Annotated in this window: 16 protein-coding genes; 12 read left to right on the forward strand and 4 right to left on the reverse strand. The window is 59.6% G+C overall.

The window, feature by feature from the left end:
• Positions 1-415 precede the first annotated feature (415 nt).
• The 6 genes from flgD (at position 416) to FHX06_RS12655 (ending at position 4784) form a co-directional block, all read left to right on the forward strand.
• Positions 416-853 carry a flagellar hook assembly protein FlgD gene (gene flgD, locus FHX06_RS12630; protein ID WP_183879504.1) on the forward strand — a complete coding sequence of 146 codons (438 nt, stop codon included), beginning with the start codon at positions 416-418 and terminating at the stop codon, positions 851-853.
• 234 nt (positions 854-1087) lie between these two features.
• A complete protein-coding gene (locus tag FHX06_RS12635; RefSeq protein ID WP_183879506.1) occupies positions 1088-1435 on the forward strand; it encodes a LysE family translocator in 348 nt (115 codons plus the stop codon).
• A 315-nt stretch (positions 1436-1750) separates the two neighbouring features.
• Complete coding sequence (locus tag FHX06_RS12640; RefSeq protein ID WP_113213099.1) at positions 1751-2332, forward strand: TetR/AcrR family transcriptional regulator; 582 nt, start codon at positions 1751-1753, stop codon at positions 2330-2332.
• A gap of 118 nt (positions 2333-2450) precedes the next feature.
• Positions 2451-3053, forward strand: coding sequence for a hypothetical protein (locus FHX06_RS12645; protein WP_409564404.1), 603 nt, complete (start codon positions 2451-2453; stop codon positions 3051-3053).
• Positions 3054-3180: 127 nt separating this feature from the next.
• On the forward strand, positions 3181-4008 hold the full coding sequence (locus FHX06_RS12650) for a cytochrome b/b6 domain-containing protein (protein WP_183879926.1): 828 nt from the start codon (positions 3181-3183) through the stop codon (positions 4006-4008).
• Positions 4005-4784: a molybdopterin-binding protein gene (locus FHX06_RS12655; protein ID WP_183879508.1), complete on the forward strand. Its 780-nt coding sequence runs from the start codon at positions 4005-4007 to the stop codon at positions 4782-4784. The genes FHX06_RS12650 and FHX06_RS12655 overlap by 4 nt, the downstream gene beginning before the upstream one ends.
• Before the next feature lie 81 nt (positions 4785-4865).
• Here FHX06_RS12655 and FHX06_RS12660 read toward each other — a convergent pair whose 3' ends face one another.
• Positions 4866-5894 carry a zinc transporter ZntB gene (locus tag FHX06_RS12660; protein ID WP_112971780.1) on the reverse strand — a complete coding sequence of 343 codons (1029 nt, stop codon included), beginning with the start codon at positions 5892-5894 and terminating at the stop codon, positions 4866-4868.
• A gap of 203 nt (positions 5895-6097) precedes the next feature.
• A complete protein-coding gene (locus FHX06_RS12665; RefSeq protein WP_112546381.1) occupies positions 6098-6973 on the reverse strand; it encodes an AraC family transcriptional regulator in 876 nt (291 codons plus the stop codon).
• A gap of 214 nt (positions 6974-7187) precedes the next feature.
• Between FHX06_RS12665 and FHX06_RS12670 the strand changes: the two genes are divergently transcribed.
• From FHX06_RS12670 to FHX06_RS12695, 6 genes are all read left to right on the forward strand, one after another.
• Positions 7188-8654 carry an alpha-glucosidase/alpha-galactosidase gene (locus tag FHX06_RS12670; protein ID WP_113115791.1) on the forward strand — a complete coding sequence of 489 codons (1467 nt, stop codon included), beginning with the start codon at positions 7188-7190 and terminating at the stop codon, positions 8652-8654.
• Positions 8655-8776: 122 nt separating this feature from the next.
• On the forward strand, positions 8777-10864 hold the full coding sequence (locus FHX06_RS12675; RefSeq protein ID WP_112546382.1) for an ABC transporter substrate-binding protein: 2088 nt from the start codon (positions 8777-8779) through the stop codon (positions 10862-10864).
• Positions 10865-10982: 118 nt separating this feature from the next.
• Positions 10983-11990 carry an ABC transporter permease gene (locus tag FHX06_RS12680; RefSeq protein ID WP_112546383.1) on the forward strand — a complete coding sequence of 336 codons (1008 nt, stop codon included), beginning with the start codon at positions 10983-10985 and terminating at the stop codon, positions 11988-11990.
• Between the two features lies 1 nt (position 11991).
• The gene (locus FHX06_RS12685) at positions 11992-13125 is read left to right on the forward strand and encodes an ABC transporter permease (RefSeq protein WP_112546384.1); all 1134 of its coding nucleotides are present in this window, start codon (positions 11992-11994) and stop codon (positions 13123-13125) included.
• Positions 13126-13135: 10 nt separating this feature from the next.
• Positions 13136-14803: an ABC transporter ATP-binding protein gene (locus FHX06_RS12690; RefSeq protein ID WP_113213111.1), complete on the forward strand. Its 1668-nt coding sequence runs from the start codon at positions 13136-13138 to the stop codon at positions 14801-14803.
• A 22-nt stretch (positions 14804-14825) separates the two neighbouring features.
• A complete protein-coding gene (locus tag FHX06_RS12695; protein ID WP_113213097.1) occupies positions 14826-16190 on the forward strand; it encodes an alpha-glucosidase/alpha-galactosidase in 1365 nt (454 codons plus the stop codon).
• Between the two features lie 55 nt (positions 16191-16245).
• Here FHX06_RS12695 and FHX06_RS12700 read toward each other — a convergent pair whose 3' ends face one another.
• Together FHX06_RS12700 and FHX06_RS12705 are read right to left on the reverse strand one after the other, a co-directional pair.
• The gene (locus tag FHX06_RS12700; protein WP_183879510.1) at positions 16246-16740 is read right to left on the reverse strand and encodes an RES family NAD+ phosphorylase; all 495 of its coding nucleotides are present in this window, start codon (positions 16738-16740) and stop codon (positions 16246-16248) included.
• A gap of 9 nt (positions 16741-16749) precedes the next feature.
• On the reverse strand, positions 16750-17100 hold the full coding sequence (locus FHX06_RS12705; protein WP_112546387.1) for an MbcA/ParS/Xre antitoxin family protein: 351 nt from the start codon (positions 17098-17100) through the stop codon (positions 16750-16752).
• Between the last annotated feature and the right edge of the window lie 5 nt (positions 17101-17105).

Genomic DNA, 17105 nt, shown 5'->3' on the forward strand with positions numbered 1-17105 from the left:
TAGCTCGTGTCCTGTGCTGTCTTCTTGTGTCCGATAGGTCGTGCCTGTCGGATACGACGAACCCAGGTCCCGAATTGCGGCTGCGCGCCCAGAAACGTCGGCGAGTTCTCGACGAACCATATCCATCTTTCGAGCCTCCGGCTGGATGATCTCCGTCACCGACGGCGGTCGGCCAAGCGACAGCCTTTGGGCGCTAATGTGAGGGCGGCACGTGGCGGCCATGAGAAGGCAGAACTTGCCCTGGGCAGAAGTCCCCATCTTTCAACATTGACATCAAACCTACTAGAAGGTAGACATTGATATGCTTCCGAATGCATATCTTCACGCCGAAGACCCATCTCTGAAACTACCGACTAGTAGGTAACTAATGTCGGTATCGCACGGCTTCAACTGACCCAAACAACCGAGATCGATTATGACGACAAGTTCTCTCACGGGCCTCGGCTCCTCCACGGTGGGCAACCCGACCACGGCGCAGCAGAAGGCGATGGTGAATTATGACGACTTCCTGCAGCTCCTCATCGCGCAGTTGAAGAATCAGGATCCGACCGACCCCGTGGATGCCAGTGAACAACTGGCCCAGCTCGCCAGCTTCTCGCAGGTCGAACAGACGATCCAGACGAATCAGAAGCTGGATGCCCTGCTGGCAGGTTCCAGCCTCGCTCAGGCCGAAGGCTATATCGGCAAATATATCGAGAGCGCGGATGGCACGGTCAAAGGTACGATTGCTTCCGTCAAGATCTATAGCGACGGAATCATAGCCACAACGACGGAGGGCGGGAAGATTCTTATCCAGCCTGGCGTCAGCCTCTCGCAACCGGACGGTCGCAACGCAGCGAACGAAGGACCCTGACCTTCACCGAGGCACTTTTGCGCCGCGGAAAGATCTTTCGGGCAAAGATCTTCGGCGAGTGCGACACATCTGCGAAACCAATCGTTGATCGGCTGTCTCCGTCAAAGACCCGCAGTGCCCTTCCCATCTGACGCGCTCCAGCGCAGCCAGGGTTACGGGAGTTCACCGGGTCAGCCGCGCTTGCTTCCATGATCGATGTGGCCACAGCAGGCATCCTGCCGCCGGGAAGAAAATATGACCATTGAGATTCTTTTACCGCTGTTTCTATTCGTTTTTGCGGCGACCATCACACCCGGCCCCAACAACATTATGGTCATGACATCAGGGGCAAATTTTGGACTTAAACGCTCGCTGCCGCATCTCCTCGGAATTTCGGGAGGAGTTTCGGGAATAGTCCTCGTGATGGGCCTGGGTCTTATAACGCTTCTGGACGCGCTCCGTTTCTGGTTGGACTATTTGAAATCGCGTCAGTCCTCTATCTTCTGTGGCTTGCATACAGGATCGCAACTGCGCAGGCGGCGAGAAACAGCGCCGCGGGGGCAAGGCCCCTATCGTTTGTCGGTGCCGCGGCCTTTCAGGTGATCAATCCCAAGGTCTGGGCAACCGGGGTGTCGGCGATAACCCTGTTTGATCCGGATCGTTCGATCGGTTCGGCAATGATAATTGCTGCTGCCTACGGAGTGATCGGTCTCCTATCCAACGTGATCTGGGCCTGGACCGGCACAGTTCTCAGGGGATGGTTGTCGATCGGGCGCAGGTTGAGGTTATTCAACGTTACGGCTTCTGTCATGCTCGTTGCGTCCCTCTACCCCGCCATTCATCATGTTCGGGATATTTTCCAAAAATAAAAGGGGAAGTGGGGTTGATTATCTACCTACTGGAAGGTAGAAATTATTTATGAGCAATCTTTCGACCACCTATGACGAAATCCTGGACAGTGCAGAAAAGCTGATCGTATCGGGCGGCTATAACGGGTTCAGTTATGCCGACATCGCTGTCGTTGTCGGAATCCGCAAAGCCAGCATCCATCATCATTTTCCAAGCAAGGTCGATCTGGTGCGCACGCTTGTCGCCCGCTATCGCGCAAGGGCCGAGACTGGTTTGGCCGAGGTTGAAAGCAGGTTCAGCGATCCGCTCGAGTTGCTGAAGACCTATGCCGGTTTTTGGGCGCAATGTATCGAGGATGCGAGCCGTCCATTTTGTGTCTGCGCGCTTCTTGCAAGCGAGCTGCCCGCCCTTCCTTTGGAGGTGGCGATCGAAGTGCGGGCCTATTTTCAGCATCTCTCCGGATGGCTGACATCGGTCATCGAGCGCGGTGACCAGCAAGGATCCCTGGTAATCTCGTGCCCGGCGCGCATAGAGGCGGAGGCTTTCATGGCCACTGTCCATGGAGCAATGCTATCGGCACGAGCCTATGGGACGCCCGCTGTCTTTGAACTCATTCTCGAGCCTAGTCTTCAACGGCTGCGGCCGCGATGATCTCATTCCTGTCGGCGGGGCGGTGCGTCGACGGAAATATCTGGCAAAATAGCACCGTCGAAACTACCAACTAGTAGGTAAGGAATCTCACATGTTGCGCAGACTTCTTCCAGTCATCATGGTCGCCGGCTTGGCCGGCATTCCGCTAACGCTTCTTTCGCCAGCCGCTGCCCAGGCCGAAGAGAAGAAGGCCGAACTCCACATACGGGGCAGTGTCGTCGACTTTGCAGGTTCTAACTTGAAAGTGAAGACGCGCGAGGGAGAAACCGTCGATGTCGCTCTCGCCGACGGCTGGCAGGTTGCCAGCGTCGCCAACGCAAAGGTCACCGACATCCAGCCCGGAGACTACGTAGGCATCGCCTCCCTGCCGAAGGATCAGGGTGGAGATGGCGCTCTTGAAGTTCTGATCTTTCCGCCCGCGCTCAAGGGAGCCGGCGAGGGAAGCTTTGGATGGGACCTCAAGCCGAACAGCAGCATGACCAATGCCACCGTCGCCGATGCAGTCAAGGATGTCGACGGACGGACCGTTACCGTGTCCTACCACGGCAAGGAAAAGAAGATTTCCATTCCGGACGGCACGCCGGTGGTGACGATCGCCCCTGCAACCAAGGACGACCTGGTTGCAGGGGCGGTGGTCTTCATATCGGCCGAGAAGGCTTCGAGCGGCACAGTCGCGCATCGCGTTATCGTCGGCAAGAATGGCGTGGTGCCTCCCATGTGAGCCACGTCGCCGCCGGTCGGCTTCCGCCCCCATTGGCCGACCGGCGGCATCCAGCATTGCAATAGACCCAACAAATCAATCTGACCGGAAGGCCGCATCCGTGAGCGACAGTCCCGACAACGACAATATGCGATATCCCCGGATCCTGATGATCCATCGTCATTCCCTGGTCACGCGGCTGACGCATTGGCTGAACGTCATCTGCCTGAGCGTCCTGCTCTTGAGCGGATTGCAGATTTTCAACGCTCATCCCGAACTTTACTGGGGCCACTATGGTGCAGACGGGGATCCAGCTGTCCTGACGATCGGCTCGAGCGGACAGGGCGACGATATCAGTGGTTTCGTCCGGATCGCCGGCGTCGAGGTGCCGACATCAGGTGTTCTGGGCGTCTCGACCTTCGAGGGGAGCCCGACGCCGCGGGCATTTCCGGCCTGGGCGACCATTCCATCGTTTCAGGATCTCGCAACCGGCCGCCGCTGGCACTTCTTCTTCGCCTGGGTATTTCTCGTCAACGGCATTTTCTATCTCGGCTTCGGCATCCTGAGCGGCCATTTTCGGCGTGACCTCGCACCGGCGCGCAGGGATCTTTCCCCGCGTCATCTGTGGCGCGAAATCCTCGACCACGCACGTCTGCGCTTCCCGCGAGGGCAAGAAGCGAAGCGCTACAATGCGCTCCAAAAGCTCACTTACCTTGCAGTGATCGTCATTCTGCTGCCGACGATGTTGCTGACCGGCCTGACAATGTCTCCCGGCTTTGATGCGATCGTGCCGGCCCTGGTGGATATTTTCGGCGGGCGCCAGTCGGCTCGCACGATCCACTTCATGACCGCAACGCTTCTCGTCCTCTTCGTGCTCGTCCATGTGGCGATGGTCGTGCTGTCGGGAACCTGGAACAACATGCGCTCGATGATCACGGGTCGCTATGCCATCAGAGAAAAAGGTCCACATTCATGACACGCGACTTCCTGACCCGCAGGCGCTTTCTTATCGGCAGCACGCTCGGCGCCTCGGCACTCACGCTCACAGGCTGCGACATACTGCAACAGAACGCCGGCGTGGCAAGCGTTATCCGCTCGGCCGAAAATCTGACGATGAAGGCGCAAAGGCTGCTGCAGGGGCGCGATGCTCTCGCCCGCGAATTTGCCGAGACGGATATTTCTCCCTCTTTCCGGGTGAACGGCACGAGCGCGCCTGACAGCGAGGACTATGCCGAACTCGTCGAAGGCAAATTCGCAAACTGGCGATTGAAGATCGACGGACTTGTCGATCGGCCTCAGGAACTCTCCCTCATTGATCTCAAGAGGCTTCCGGCTCGCACCCAGATCACCCGCCATGATTGCGTCGAGGGGTGGAGCGCGATCGGGAAATGGACGGGAGTACCGCTTGGGGCTGTCCTGAGCTCGGCGGGACTGAAGCCGACCGCCCGATTTGCGGTCATTCACTGTGCCGACGAGCTGGAGAAGACACTTGATGGAAGTGGCCGCTACTATGAGAGTATCGACCTCATCGACGCGTTTCATCCGCAGACCATCCTGGCCTATCAGATGAACGGGAAGGATCTGTCTGTCGGTCATGGCGCGCCTCTCCGGCTGCGGGTCGAACGGCAACTCGGCTACAAGCAGGCCAAATACATCATGCGCATCGAGATCGTCGACAGCTTTGCCGGGTTGTGGGGCGGCAATGGCGGTTTCTGGGAAGACCGCGGCTACGAGTGGTACGCAGGGATCTGAGCGATCCCGTGCCCTCGTGCTATAATCGTCTTGTATTGAAGTCATCAGGAAAGGCAGTTCGGGATCTCTGCCCTTGGCTGCTCAAAGCCAGTTGATCCGTTTAAGGACCATCAGCGTTGCAACGGACGTGACCGCAACAAAGCCAACGATGATGATGAAAGCCCAGGTATCGTTGACGCCAGGGATACCGCCAACATTCATGCCGAAAAGACCGGCGACCACGCTCGGCGGTAGCAGCAGGGCGGCGAGCGCGGCGAGGCGATTGGAATTGCGGGCAATCCTTTCGCTGATGACCGTGGACAGGTCGTCATGAAGAATGCCGGTACGGTCACGGATGGCGTCGAGATATTCGATGAAGCGCATCAGCTTGTCGATGACCTCGCGGAAACGCAATTTGTCGCGCTCCTTCAGCCACGGTGCGTCGTCATGCTCGATGCGGTTCAGGGCGTCGCGCTGAGGGGCGAGATAGCGCCGAAGCTGCACGGACCGGCGGCGAAGCTGCTTCAGCCGCTCGCGGACTTCGCTGGCTTCGCCGTGAAAGATCAATTCATCCAGCTCGTCGACCTCTTCGTCCATCGTGTCGAGCACCGGTTCGAGGTCGCGGACCAGCTTTTCGCTGACAAGGGCGAGCAGTTCCCCCGTCTGTTTCGGCCCCTTGCCCTTGTCGAGCGCAAGGCGGATATCGCGCAAGGCGGTTATATAGTGGCCGCTGTCGCGCAGGGTCACCAGCCGGCGCTGATCGGCCCATACGTGAAGGGGAACGAGATCGATTTCCGCCGACCTGACCTCCGCCTCTTCCGGCGGAGCGGCACAGACGCCGCGAAGAATGATCAGCAGCCCGTCATCGATGGCTTCGACGCGCGGCCGCGTTTCCTCTTCCAGCAAGGCGTCGGCGACGAGCGGGTCGAAGCCGCCTCTGGTCGTCACCCATTCGGCAGCGGCTGGATGATCGCGTTCGAAATGCAGCCAGATGACGCCGTCATCCGGCGTCCATCGGCGCACTGCTTCCATGTCGAGGGTGCGACAGCCGCCATTGCCGTCAAGAAGCACGGCGAAACGCAAACCCGGCTCGACGCCGTAACTTGCGATGTTCACCACCTGCTCGCCCATGAATAACCTCCAGCAGCCAAAGCCCACCTCCCGTAAGCACAGATCAACAGCTTAGCGAGTCGCTGTCAGGCGGCAAGATGGTCTGTGTCCGGAGAACAAGGCTGCAGGCATTCGTCTGAACTTGAGGTGCTAGATCGAATTCCATAAATCCTGGTCGCGCCGGCGATTTTGTCGCGGGATACATTCTATCTTCAATTGATCGCCTACCGGCCGCGGCCGATGCTCGCATACATGCCGGTCGTGCGAAACTCCGTCGGCGTGATGCCGTAAACGCGCCGGAAGACCTTGGCGAAGTAATTGGCGTCTTCGAAGCCGCACATGATCGAGACTTCCTTGACCGGCAGGAAATCCGCCTTGGTCAACAATTTTGCGGCGCGTTGCAGGCGCTGCTGCAGGACATATTCGGCGGGCGGCACGCCTTCGCTTTCGGCGAAGCTGCGAGAAAAGTGGGCGCGGCTCAAGCCGACGATCGCCGCAAGCTCGCTGACCGGAAGCGGTTTTTCCAGATTGGCGTTGATATGGTCGGTCACCGCCTGCATGGCGCGTTGTTCGGCCATCGAGGCGGAGGCGCCGAAGATGTCATCATAGAGCGCCATGGCGGCTTCATAGGCGACCGCCGAGGCCGAGCCCGGCGTGTTTGCGCCTTTGACGAGCCGCAGGCTGCAGTCCGCCAGATGATCGATGGTCGATTGCTGCAGCTTGAAGACCGGCCCGGCGAGTGCCAGCACCATCTTGTGGATGCGCAGCGTTTCTTCACCGTTCATCGAGATCCAGAAATATTCCCAGCGGTCGCCCTTTTCCAACCAGTAGCGGTGATTGTGCGGCACGAGCACCATCATCGTGTCGCCGCTCTGGAGCTTGTAATTGCGATTCTGGTAGCGCAGGCGGCCGGTGCCGCTGATGGTATGCTGCAGCACCGTGAAGGGTGTCAGGCCGCGCTTTCTGCCGTCCCAATCATAGGTCTCGTTTTCACGCACCTCGTAACCGGCGCTCGTGGGCATGGCATGCAAACGCTGCCGTCCGCGCGGCAGCGAAACGGTTCTCATCGACTGGCCGTTGGCGATCAAATCATGCAGCACAAAATTACCCTCGAAAGCATAATCCTTCTCTGGCCGCTCCTGCGAATATGCGCATAATCCCCTCTCACAAGAGGAAGAGATCGCGGTCGAAAGAACGGCCGGGAGGAATACAGGCGCTATTTCCCGGTATTTTCAGACGATGTGCGAAAGCATGCCGCCTGATCCTCCTTTGCCGTCTTTTTACCTAGCATTTGATCGGATCGAGGTGAAGGATATGAGTTTCAAAATCGCTATTATCGGGGCAGGCAGTGTCGGTTTCACCAAGAAGCTGTTCACGGACATTCTCTGCGTGCCGGAATTCAAGGACATCGAATTCGCGCTGACCGACCTCAGCGAGCATAACCTCCAGATGATCAAGGCGATCCTCGACAAGATCGTCGAGTCGAACAAGCTGCCGACAAAGGTGACGGCCACGACAGATCGCCGCAAGGCGTTGGAAGGCGCGCGTTATGTCATCAGCTGCGTGCGCGTCGGCGGGCTGGAAGCCTATGCCGACGACATCAGAATTCCGCTGAAATACGGTATCGACCAGTGCGTTGGCGATACGATCTGCGCCGGCGGCATTCTCTATGGCCAGCGCAATATTCCCGTCATCCTCGATTTCTGCAAGGATATCCGCGAGGTCGCAGCACCGGGCGCGAAGTTCCTGAACTATGCCAATCCGATGGCGATGAACACCTGGGCGGCCATCGAATATGGCAAGGTCGATACGGTCGGCCTCTGCCACGGTGTCCAGCATGGCGCCGAACAGATTGCCGAAGTGCTGGGCGCCAAGTCGCAGAGCGAGCTTGACTACATCTGCTCCGGCATCAATCACCAGACCTGGTTCGTCGATCTGCGTCTCAACGGCCGCAAGATCGGCAAGGATGAGCTGGTCGCCGCTTTCGAGGCGCACCCTGTCTATTCGCAGCAGGAGAAGCTGCGTATCGACGTCTTGAAGCGCTTCGGCGTCTATTCGACGGAAAGCAACGGTCATCTCTCCGAATACCTGCCCTGGTATCGCAAGCGGCCGGACGAAATCACCCGCTGGATCGATATGTCGGACTGGATCCATGGCGAGACCGGCGGCTATCTGCGTCACTCGACAGAGACCCGCAACTGGTTCGAGACGGAGTTCCCGCAATTCCTCGCTTCGGCCGAAAAGCCGATCGATCCGGCCAAGCGCTCCAACGAGCATGCGAGCCATATCCTGGAGGCGCTGGAGACCGGTCGGGTCTATCGCGGTCACTTCAACGTCAAGAATACCGGCGTCATCACCAACCTGCCATCCGACGCCATCATCGAGTCGCCCGGCTTCGTCGATCGCTTCGGCATCAACATGGTCTCCGGCATCACCATTCCGGAAGCCTGTGCTGCGACTTGCATCTCGTCGATCAATGTCCAGCGCATGTCGGTGCATGCGGCGATTTCCGGCGATATCGATCTCCTGAAGCTCGCCGTACTGCACGATCCGCTGGTTGGTGCCGTCTCGACCCCGGAAGAGGTTTGGCAGATGGTCGATGAAATGGTGGTCGCCCAGGCGCGCTGGCTGCCGCAATATGCTGATGCCGTTCCGGCTGCCAAGGAGCGGCTGGCAAATTCCAAGGTGAAGACGAGGGAGTGGGAAGGCGCTGCGCGCCGCCATGTCCGCTCCATCGAGGAACTTCGCGTTGAAAAGGCCGCGCTGAAGCAAGCCGTTTAAGTCAGGTGAGGGAGGCTGCGGCGGTTCTTCGGGAGGAAGGCCGTCGCGCTGGAGCTTCCTTCATTACCGTTTGAGGAGAAGCGGAGACGCGTACAAGCGCTCCGGAACAAGAGGGAGAGACGATGACGAATTTCCGTAAGATCGGCATCCTGGCAGGACTGGCGCTCAGCGTTTCAGTCGCGGCCCTGAATGCCTATGCGTCCGAGCCTACAGTGCCGCCAGCCCCGCCGGCTTTCCCGGCGGAAGGCAAGATCAAATATGTGTCCCGCGACTCCATCCTGGAGTTCAAGGCGCTGCCCGAATATCATGAGCCGGACTGGGTAACGAAGAATTTCGTCGACACCGGCAAGCTGCCGGCGGTCAAGGATCGCCTGCCCAAGGAACCGATGGTCTTCAAGACCGAGAACATGCCTGACGGTCCCGGCGTCTATGGCGACGTGATGCGCCATGTCATCGGCGGCCGGCCGGAAGGCTGGAACTACGGTGCCGGTCAGACGCAGGGCTGGGGTGGCATCGATATCGGCCTCTCCGAATGCCTGACACGCACAGCACCGCTCTTCCAGGTGGAAGCCAAGGATACCGAGCCGTTGCCGAACCTCGCCAAGGGCTGGGAGTGGTCGCAGGATGGTCACAAGCTGACCATGCACCTGATCGAAGGCGCCAAGTGGTCCGACGGCGCGCCCTTCAACGCCGATGACCTCATGTTCTATTGGGAAGACGAAGTCATCGACCCGAACGTTTCGCCGCTCGGCGGCGGCGCGTCGCCGGAGGCCTTCGGTGAGGGAACGACGCTCACGAAGATCGACGACTACACGGTTGAATGGACCTTCAAGGAAGCCTTCCCGAAGCAGTATCTCTATACGATGGCCTACCCCAACTTCTGCCCGGGTCCGTCGCATATTCTCAAACTCCAGCACCCGAAATATTCGAAGAACACTTACGACCAGTTCAAGAACGCCTTCCCGCCGGAATTCATGAACATGCCGGTCATGGGCGCCTGGGTGCCGGTCGAATATCGGCCCGACGATATCATCGTCATGCGCCGCAATCCCTATTACTGGAAGGTCGACGAGAAGGGCAATCAGCTGCCTTATCTCAATGAGCTGCACTACAAGCTCTCGACCTGGGCCGACCGTGACGTACAGGCTGTAGCCGGTTCTGCCGACTTCTCGAACCTCGAGCAACCGGAAAACTTCGTGGCCTCGCTGAAGCGTGCCGCCGAAAAGACCGCTCCTGCGCGTCTCGCCTTCGGCCCGCGCCTCATCGGCTATAACCTGCGCATGAACCTGTCGGGCAATGGCTGGGGTGATCCCGACGCCCGCAGTCAGGCGATCCGCGAACTCGACCGCAACGAGGACTTCCGCAAGGCTATAACCATGGCGGTCGACCGCAAGGCGATCGGCGACTCCCTCGTCAAGGGACCGTTCACGGCAATCTATGCAGGCGGCCTTTCCTCCGGCACGAGCTTCTATGATCGCAACTCGACCGTCTACTATCCCTTCGATCTGAAGGGTGCGAAGGCACTGCTCGCCAAGGTCGGCCTGAAGGATACCGACGGCGATGGCTTCGTGAACTTCCCGGCCGGAACAGCTGACGGCAAGAACGTCGAGATCGTGCTTCTCGTCAACAACGACTACACCACCGACAAGAGCCTTGCCGAAGGTGTCGTCGGCCAGATGGAAAAGCTCGGCATCAAGATCATCATCAATGCTCTTGATGGCCCGAAGCGGGACAATGCGCATTATGCCGGCCAGTTCGACTGGCTGATCCAGCGCAACACAACCGAGCTCGCCTCCGTGGTGCAGAACACCGAACAGCTTGCCGCTGTCGGCCCGCGTACCAGCTGGCACCATCGCGCCGGCAAGGACAATCAGCTCGACCTCCTGCCTTACGAAAAGGAGCTTGCCGACATCGTCAACAAGTTCCGCACGAGCCAGGACAATGACGAGCGCGTGGCGCTCATGAAGCAGTACCAGAAGACGGCGACCGAACACGTCGATACCGTCGGCCTGACCGAATATCCGGGCGCGCTGATCATCAACAAGCGTTTCTCGAATATTCCCGAGGGCACGCCGATCATGATGTTCAACTGGGCCGAGGACTCCGTCATCCGCGAGCGTGTGTGGGTGGCCGCCGACAAGCAGGGCAAGTACGAACTCTTCCCTCAACAGCTTCCCGGTAAGCCCGGGGACAAGGGTCCGATAAACTAAGAGCTCCCTCCCGAATGACAAGAGCTTCCGGTCGCGCGTGCTGCGCGCGGCCGGTCAGAATCAACAAGCCGGCCGCGCTGAGACGAGCGACTGGCGGCAAGGAGAAGCGAACCGTCTGATGTTACGATTCCTGCTCATGCGCATCGCCTCGGCGATCCCCGTCCTCTTCATCCTCAGCGTGGTGACCTTCGCGATTATCCAGGCACCCCCCGGAGATTATGCCGACTACATCCGTTCGCAGTTGATCAATCAGGGCGGCGCTTCCTTCGCGCAAGCCGATGCCCAGGCTCAGGCCTATCGTGTCGAACATGGCCTCGATCAGCCGCTGGTCGTCCAGTACGTCAACTGGATCACGGGAATCGTGACCAGAGGCGATTTCGGCTACAGCATGTTCTACAACAAGCCGGTTGCCGACGTTGTCGGCGAGCGCCTGCCGCGCACGCTGGCCCTGGCGCTGGTCTGCCACATTTTCGCGTCGATCCTCGGCATCACTTTCGGCATCTGGGCGGCGACCCGCCAATATAGCTGGATCGACAGCCTGCTCTCCGGCATCTCTTTCCTCGGCATGACGGTGCCGCGCTTTCTGATGGCGCTGATCATCGTCTACCTGCTCGTCTTCCAGTTCAACGTGACGGAAATCGGCAGCTTCTTCTCACCGCAATATGGCGGAGCGCCGTGGTCCTGGGCGAAATTCATGGATCTCGTGAGCCACGTCTGGCCGGTCGTCGCGATCGCCACCTTCGGCGGGCTCGCCTACAATATGCGCGTCATGCGCGGCAATCTGCTCGATACGCTGAACGCCCAATATGTCGAGACGGCGCGTGCCAAGGGGCTTTCGGGCGGCGCGGTCGTCATGCGCCACGCCGTTCCAAACGCGCTCCATCCGCTCGTCATGTATCAGGGTGTCGTGCTTCCCTACATGCTGACCGGCGAGATCGAGACCGCGATCATCTTCGCTCTGCCGACCGTCGGTCCGGCAATCGTCGGCTCCATGGCGATCGGTGACGTCTATGTCACCGCGACTTTCATGCTGGTGCTGTCGGCCACGCTGATCGTCGGCAACATCATCGCCGACATGCTGCTTGCCATGCTCGATCCGCGGGTCCGTCAATATGGAGGAGCCTGATATGTTTGCCTTCGACTCTTCCACACCGCCGCCGCCACACGAGGAAACGGTCAAGAATACCAGCCATGGCAATGAGAGCTATATGGCGCTGGTCTGGCGCCGGCTGCGGCGCTCCTGGACGGGCATGATCGGCCTCATCCTCGTCGGCCTCCTGATCATCATGGCGATCTTTGCGGATTTCTTCGCGCCGATGGACCCGAAGGCGACCGATGTCGGCTTTGCGCCGCCGCAGCTGATCAGCATCCACGACAAGGAGGGCAGTCTCGTCTGGCCGCGCGTCTATGCGCTTGCGGATTCCGAAGAGCTCGATCCGGTCACTTTCCAGCCGGTCGTCGGCCTGGATTATGACAATCCGCGTCTGCTCGGCTTCTTCGTGAAGGGTGCTGACTATAATCTACTCGGTCTCATCCCGGCCAATCGCCATTTCTTCGGCACGGTCGATGGCGAACCGGTGCATTTCCTCGGTACCGACAAGTTCGGCCGAGACGTGCTGTCGCGCGCCATTATCGGCTCACGCATCTCGCTGATGATCGCGCTGACGGTGGTCTTCATCGTCACGGTCGTCGGCACCACTGTCGGGATGGTGTCAGGCTATTATGGCGGTGCCTTCGATGTCTGGGTGCAGCGCTTCGTCGAGCTGGTGCTCGCCTTCCCGCAGCTGCCGCTTTATCTGGCCCTGACATCGCTGATCCCGATCACAGCGCCGACCAACATCTTCCTCGCCTTCGTGATCTTCGTCATGTCGGCGCTTGGCTGGGCGCAGATGTCGCGCGAGGTGCGCGGCAAGACTCTGGCCCTGGCGCGTATCGAATATGTGCGGGCAGCAATGGCCGTTGGTGCCACCGACCGGCGCATCATCTTCCAGCATATCTTCCCGAATGTGATGAGCCACGTGATCGTCGCCGTCACCATCCACATTCCGAGCGTCGTGCTGCTCGAATCCTTCCTCGGCTTCCTCGGCTTTGCCGTGAAGCCGCCGCTGATCTCCTGGGGGCTGATGCTGCAGGATACGGCGAATTATTCCGTCATCGGAACCTATCCCTGGATTCTCTCGCCCGTCGCCTTCGTGCTGGTCACCGTCTTCGCCTTCAATGCTTTGGGCGACGGTCTGCGCGATGCGGTCGATCCCTATTGAGGTGATGAAGATGGCTCTTGCTCTAGTCAGTTCCTTTGCCCCGCCCGTCCGTCACGATCACGACGGCCGCAAGGAAAGCCCTATTATCGATGCGCGCAATATCGGCGTGAATTTCAAGGTCGAGCATGGCACCGTCGAAGCCGTGAAGGATATTTCCTTCCAGCTCTATCGCGGCGAGACGATCGCTATCGTCGGTGAATCCGGCTCCGGCAAATCGGTAACGGCACGCACCGTCATGGGGCTTCTTTCCAAGCGCGCGGTGATCTCGCCGCGTTCGAGCGTCGAATATGACGGCAACAATATCCTGAAGTTCTCCGAGAAGGCCCGCCGCAGGCTGCGCGGCGACCGCATCTCGATGATTTTCCAGGAGCCGATGAGTTCGCTGAACCCGATCTACACGATCGGCAGCCAGATCGTCGAAGCGATCCGCGTTCACCGCAAGATGAGCCGCAAGCAGGCCAATGCCAAAGCGCTGGAGCTTTTGAAGCAGGTGCAGATCCCCGATCCCGAAGCGCGCCTGCGGCAATATCCGCACCAGCTTTCGGGCGGCCAGCGCCAGCGCGTGATGATTGCGATGGCGCTTGCCAATGATCCCGATGTCCTGATTGCCGACGAGCCGACGACGGCACTCGACGTGACCGTCCAGGCGCAGATCCTCAACCTCATCCGCAATCTGCAGACGGAATTGCGGATGGCAGTGATCCTGATCACCCATGACCTGACGGTCGTGCGTAAGTTCTCGGACTATGTCTATGTGATGCAGCATGGCGAGATGCGCGAGCACAACGTGACCGAACAGCTTTTCGCCAATCCGCAGCATCCTTATACCAAGCATCTTCTGGGATCCGAGCCGCGCGGCCAGGCCAACCCGCTGCCGGAGGGATCGGACATCATTCTCGACGCCCGCGGCGTGCGCGTCTCCTTCATGCTGCGCCATGGCGGCTTCTTCAGGCCGGAACTGCGCGAACTGGTTGCCGTCGACAGTCTCGATCTGACGCTGCGGCGGCACGAGACGCTGGGCCTTGTCGGTGAATCCGGTTCGGGCAAAACCACCTTCGGCCAGGCTATTCTCAGGCTCAACGACACTGATAATGGCGAGATCTATTTCGACCGGCAGCCGATCCACGGCAAGTCACGGTCGGAAATGCGCCCCTTGCGTTCACGCATGCAGATCGTCTTCCAGGATCCGTTCTCCTCGCTCAATCCGCGCATGACGATCGGCCAGATCATCGAGGAAGGGCTTGTCGTCAACAAGCTTGGTGCCACCAAGAGTGAGCGGCTGGACCGCGTACGCGAAGCGCTGACTGCCGCCGGCATGCCGGGCAATATCCTGTCGCGCTTCCCGCATGAATTCTCTGGCGGCCAGCGCCAGCGCATCGCCATTGCGCGGGCGATCGCACTGGAGCCGGAATTCATCCTGCTCGACGAACCGACCTCGGCGCTTGATTTGTCCGTCCAGGCGCAGATCATCGAACTCCTGCGCAAGCTGCAGGATGAGCGAGGCCTGAGCTACCTGTTCATTTCGCATGACCTGAAGGTCGTGCGTGCCCTCTGCCACCGTGTCATCGTCATGCAGCACGGCAAGATCATGGAAGAGGGACCCGTCAACGAAGTCCTTTCCAATCCCAAGACACCCTACACCGAACGGCTCGTCAAAGCCGCTTTCGAGGTAGCGTAATTTCAGAATGCCGGAGGTTCATATGGCAAATCCCAGAATAACGTTCATCGGAGCTGGCTCCACCGTTTTCATGAAGAATATCGTCGGCGATATCCTGCAGCGTCCGGCGCTGTCAGGCGCCACGATCGCGCTCATGGATATCAATCCGCAGCGACTGGAAGAAAGCGCCATCGTCGTCAACAAGCTGATTTCGACGCTTGGCGTGAAGGCGAAGGCGGAAACCTATTCCGATCAGCGTAAGGCGCTCTCGGGCGCCGATTTCGTCGTCGTCGCCTTCCAGATCGGCGGCTACGAACCCTGCACGGTGACCGACTTCGAAGTGCCGAAGAAATACGGCCTGCGTCAGACGATTGCCGATACGCTCGGCGTCGGCGGCATCATGCGTGGTCTTCGGACCGTGCCGCATCTCTGGAAGATCTGCGAGGACATACGCGCTGTCTGCCCTAACGCCATCATGCTGCAATATGTAAACCCGATGGCGATCAACACCTGGGCGATTTCCGAAAAATATCCCGACATCAAGCAGGTCGGCCTATGCCATTCCGTGCAGGGCACGGCGATGGAGCTCGCCCACGATCTCGACATTCCCTATGACGAGATCCGCTACCGCTCGGCCGGCATCAACCACATGGCCTTCTACCTGAAGTTCGAGCATCGCCAGCCTGATGGTTCCTACAGGAACCTCTATCCGGATCTGGTTCGCGCCTATCGCGAAGGCCGCGCGCCGAAGCCCGGCTGGAACCCGCGCTGCCCCAACAAGGTGCGCTACGAGATGCTGACGCGGCTCGGCTATTTCGTCACCGAAAGCTCGGAGCATTTTGCCGAATACACGCCTTACTTCATCAAGGAAGGCCGCGAGGATCTGATCGAGAAATTCGGCATTCCGCTCGACGAATATCCGAAGCGCTGCATCGAGCAGATCGCCCGCTGGAAGGGGCAGGCGGAAGCCTATCGTTCGGCCGACAAGATCGAGGTCAAGGAATCGAAGGAATATGCTTCCTCGATCATCAATTCGGTCTGGACGGGTGAGCCCTCTGTTATCTACGGCAATGTGCGCAACAATGGCTGCATCACGTCGCTTCCGTCCAATTGCGCGGCCGAAGTGCCCTGCCTGGTCGATGCCTCCGGGATCCAGCCGACCTTTATCGGCGACCTGCCGCCGCAGCTGACGGCGCTGATCCGCACCAATATCAATGTCCAGGAACTGACGGTCCAGGCGCTGATGACGGAGAATCCGGAGCATATCTATCATGCCGCGATGATGGACCCGCATACGGCCGCCGAACTTGATCTCGACCAGATCTGGTCTCTGGTGGACGAGCTGCTTGCCGCTCATGGCGACTGGCTGCCCGAATGGGCGCGACCGAACAAGGTCCGCGCGGCCTGAGAGCCCGTAAGGCAATCGGCGCCGGTTTAAAGTCGGCGCCGATCACACCAATCGGTCAGGACAGCCTGCCTTCGTCGTCGATCAAGGTCAGGCGGCAAGGAGCTTTATCGCTCCATTGCCAGAGCACGAGATTGAGGTCGTCGGCTCTCGCCGCCGGCGCAAGGCTTCTGACCAGCAGCCCGTGATAGCCGTCGGACAGGAGTTGGCGCGCAAGCATTTGCGTCATTGCTTCGCCCTTGGCCTTCATTTCATCGCGCCAGCTTGCTGTGGCGAGCGCTGCAGCATCGATGCCGAGCTCTAGAAGGGCGGTCGCGTCCCTGGTGTCGAAGATCCGTTCGATATCGGCCTCGTAGGAGACGAGTGTCGTCGGCTGCAGGCTGCCGACCTGATTGGCCTCCCGCAGTGCCGTCAGCACCGAGAGCGACGTATAAAGCGCTGGCATTCCCTTGGGGTTGAAACGACCGCCATAAAGTTCTGCGCCCCGGCCGGAGAGCGGCTGGCGTGCATAGATCGGGTTCAGTGCGCGATATAGCTTTCCTTCGTAGCGCATCGGCCGGGATCAGGCGTGGATACCGGCATCAATCGCATCGATATAGTCGAGGACTTCCTCCGCCCTTCCGTCGCGAACGAGCTGCATAGCCGTCTGGCCGGAAAAGCCTGAAAGGGGCTCGGAACGATACCAGGCATAGGCCATCAGCGCCGAGCCGAAGCGGGGCTCGACCTTGTTGACGACCTCGATCATCTCGCGCAGGCGCCGTTGCGTCTTGTCGGAGCGCAGGCGGTCCTTGCGCTGGATTGCATCCTTGCCGAGACCTGCCGTGCGGGCAATTTCCTCGCTCGTCGTGCGAAAGGCATCGGCGATCTTGCGCGGGGCAAACAGCCCGTCATCTGCATATTGTGCCAAGCCCATGATCC

The organism is Rhizobium sp. BK512, assembly GCF_014194915.1.
Taxonomy (GTDB): Bacteria; Pseudomonadota; Alphaproteobacteria; order Rhizobiales; family Rhizobiaceae; genus Rhizobium.

Coding starts and splice junctions, on each gene's coding strand:
- flgD (WP_183879504.1), top strand. CDS start 416: ATGACGACAAGTTCTCTCACGGGCCTCGGCTCCTCCACGGTGGGCAAC.
- FHX06_RS12635 (WP_183879506.1), top strand. CDS start 1,088: ATGACCATTGAGATTCTTTTACCGCTGTTTCTATTCGTTTTTGCGGCG.
- FHX06_RS12640 (WP_113213099.1), top strand. CDS start 1,751: ATGAGCAATCTTTCGACCACCTATGACGAAATCCTGGACAGTGCAGAA.
- FHX06_RS12645 (WP_409564404.1), top strand. CDS start 2,451: ATGGTCGCCGGCTTGGCCGGCATTCCGCTAACGCTTCTTTCGCCAGCC.
- FHX06_RS12650 (WP_183879926.1), top strand. CDS start 3,181: ATGCGATATCCCCGGATCCTGATGATCCATCGTCATTCCCTGGTCACG.
- FHX06_RS12655 (WP_183879508.1), top strand. CDS start 4,005: ATGACACGCGACTTCCTGACCCGCAGGCGCTTTCTTATCGGCAGCACG.
- FHX06_RS12660 (WP_112971780.1), bottom strand. CDS start 5,894: ATGGGCGAGCAGGTGGTGAACATCGCAAGTTACGGCGTCGAGCCGGGT.
- FHX06_RS12670 (WP_113115791.1), top strand. CDS start 7,188: ATGAGTTTCAAAATCGCTATTATCGGGGCAGGCAGTGTCGGTTTCACC.
- FHX06_RS12675 (WP_112546382.1), top strand. CDS start 8,777: ATGACGAATTTCCGTAAGATCGGCATCCTGGCAGGACTGGCGCTCAGC.
- FHX06_RS12680 (WP_112546383.1), top strand. CDS start 10,983: ATGTTACGATTCCTGCTCATGCGCATCGCCTCGGCGATCCCCGTCCTC.
- FHX06_RS12685 (WP_112546384.1), top strand. CDS start 11,992: ATGTTTGCCTTCGACTCTTCCACACCGCCGCCGCCACACGAGGAAACG.
- FHX06_RS12690 (WP_113213111.1), top strand. CDS start 13,136: ATGGCTCTTGCTCTAGTCAGTTCCTTTGCCCCGCCCGTCCGTCACGAT.
- FHX06_RS12695 (WP_113213097.1), top strand. CDS start 14,826: ATGGCAAATCCCAGAATAACGTTCATCGGAGCTGGCTCCACCGTTTTC.
- FHX06_RS12700 (WP_183879510.1), bottom strand. CDS start 16,740: ATGCGCTACGAAGGAAAGCTATATCGCGCACTGAACCCGATCTATGCA.
- FHX06_RS12705 (WP_112546387.1), bottom strand. CDS start 17,100: ATGGGCTTGGCACAATATGCAGATGACGGGCTGTTTGCCCCGCGCAAG.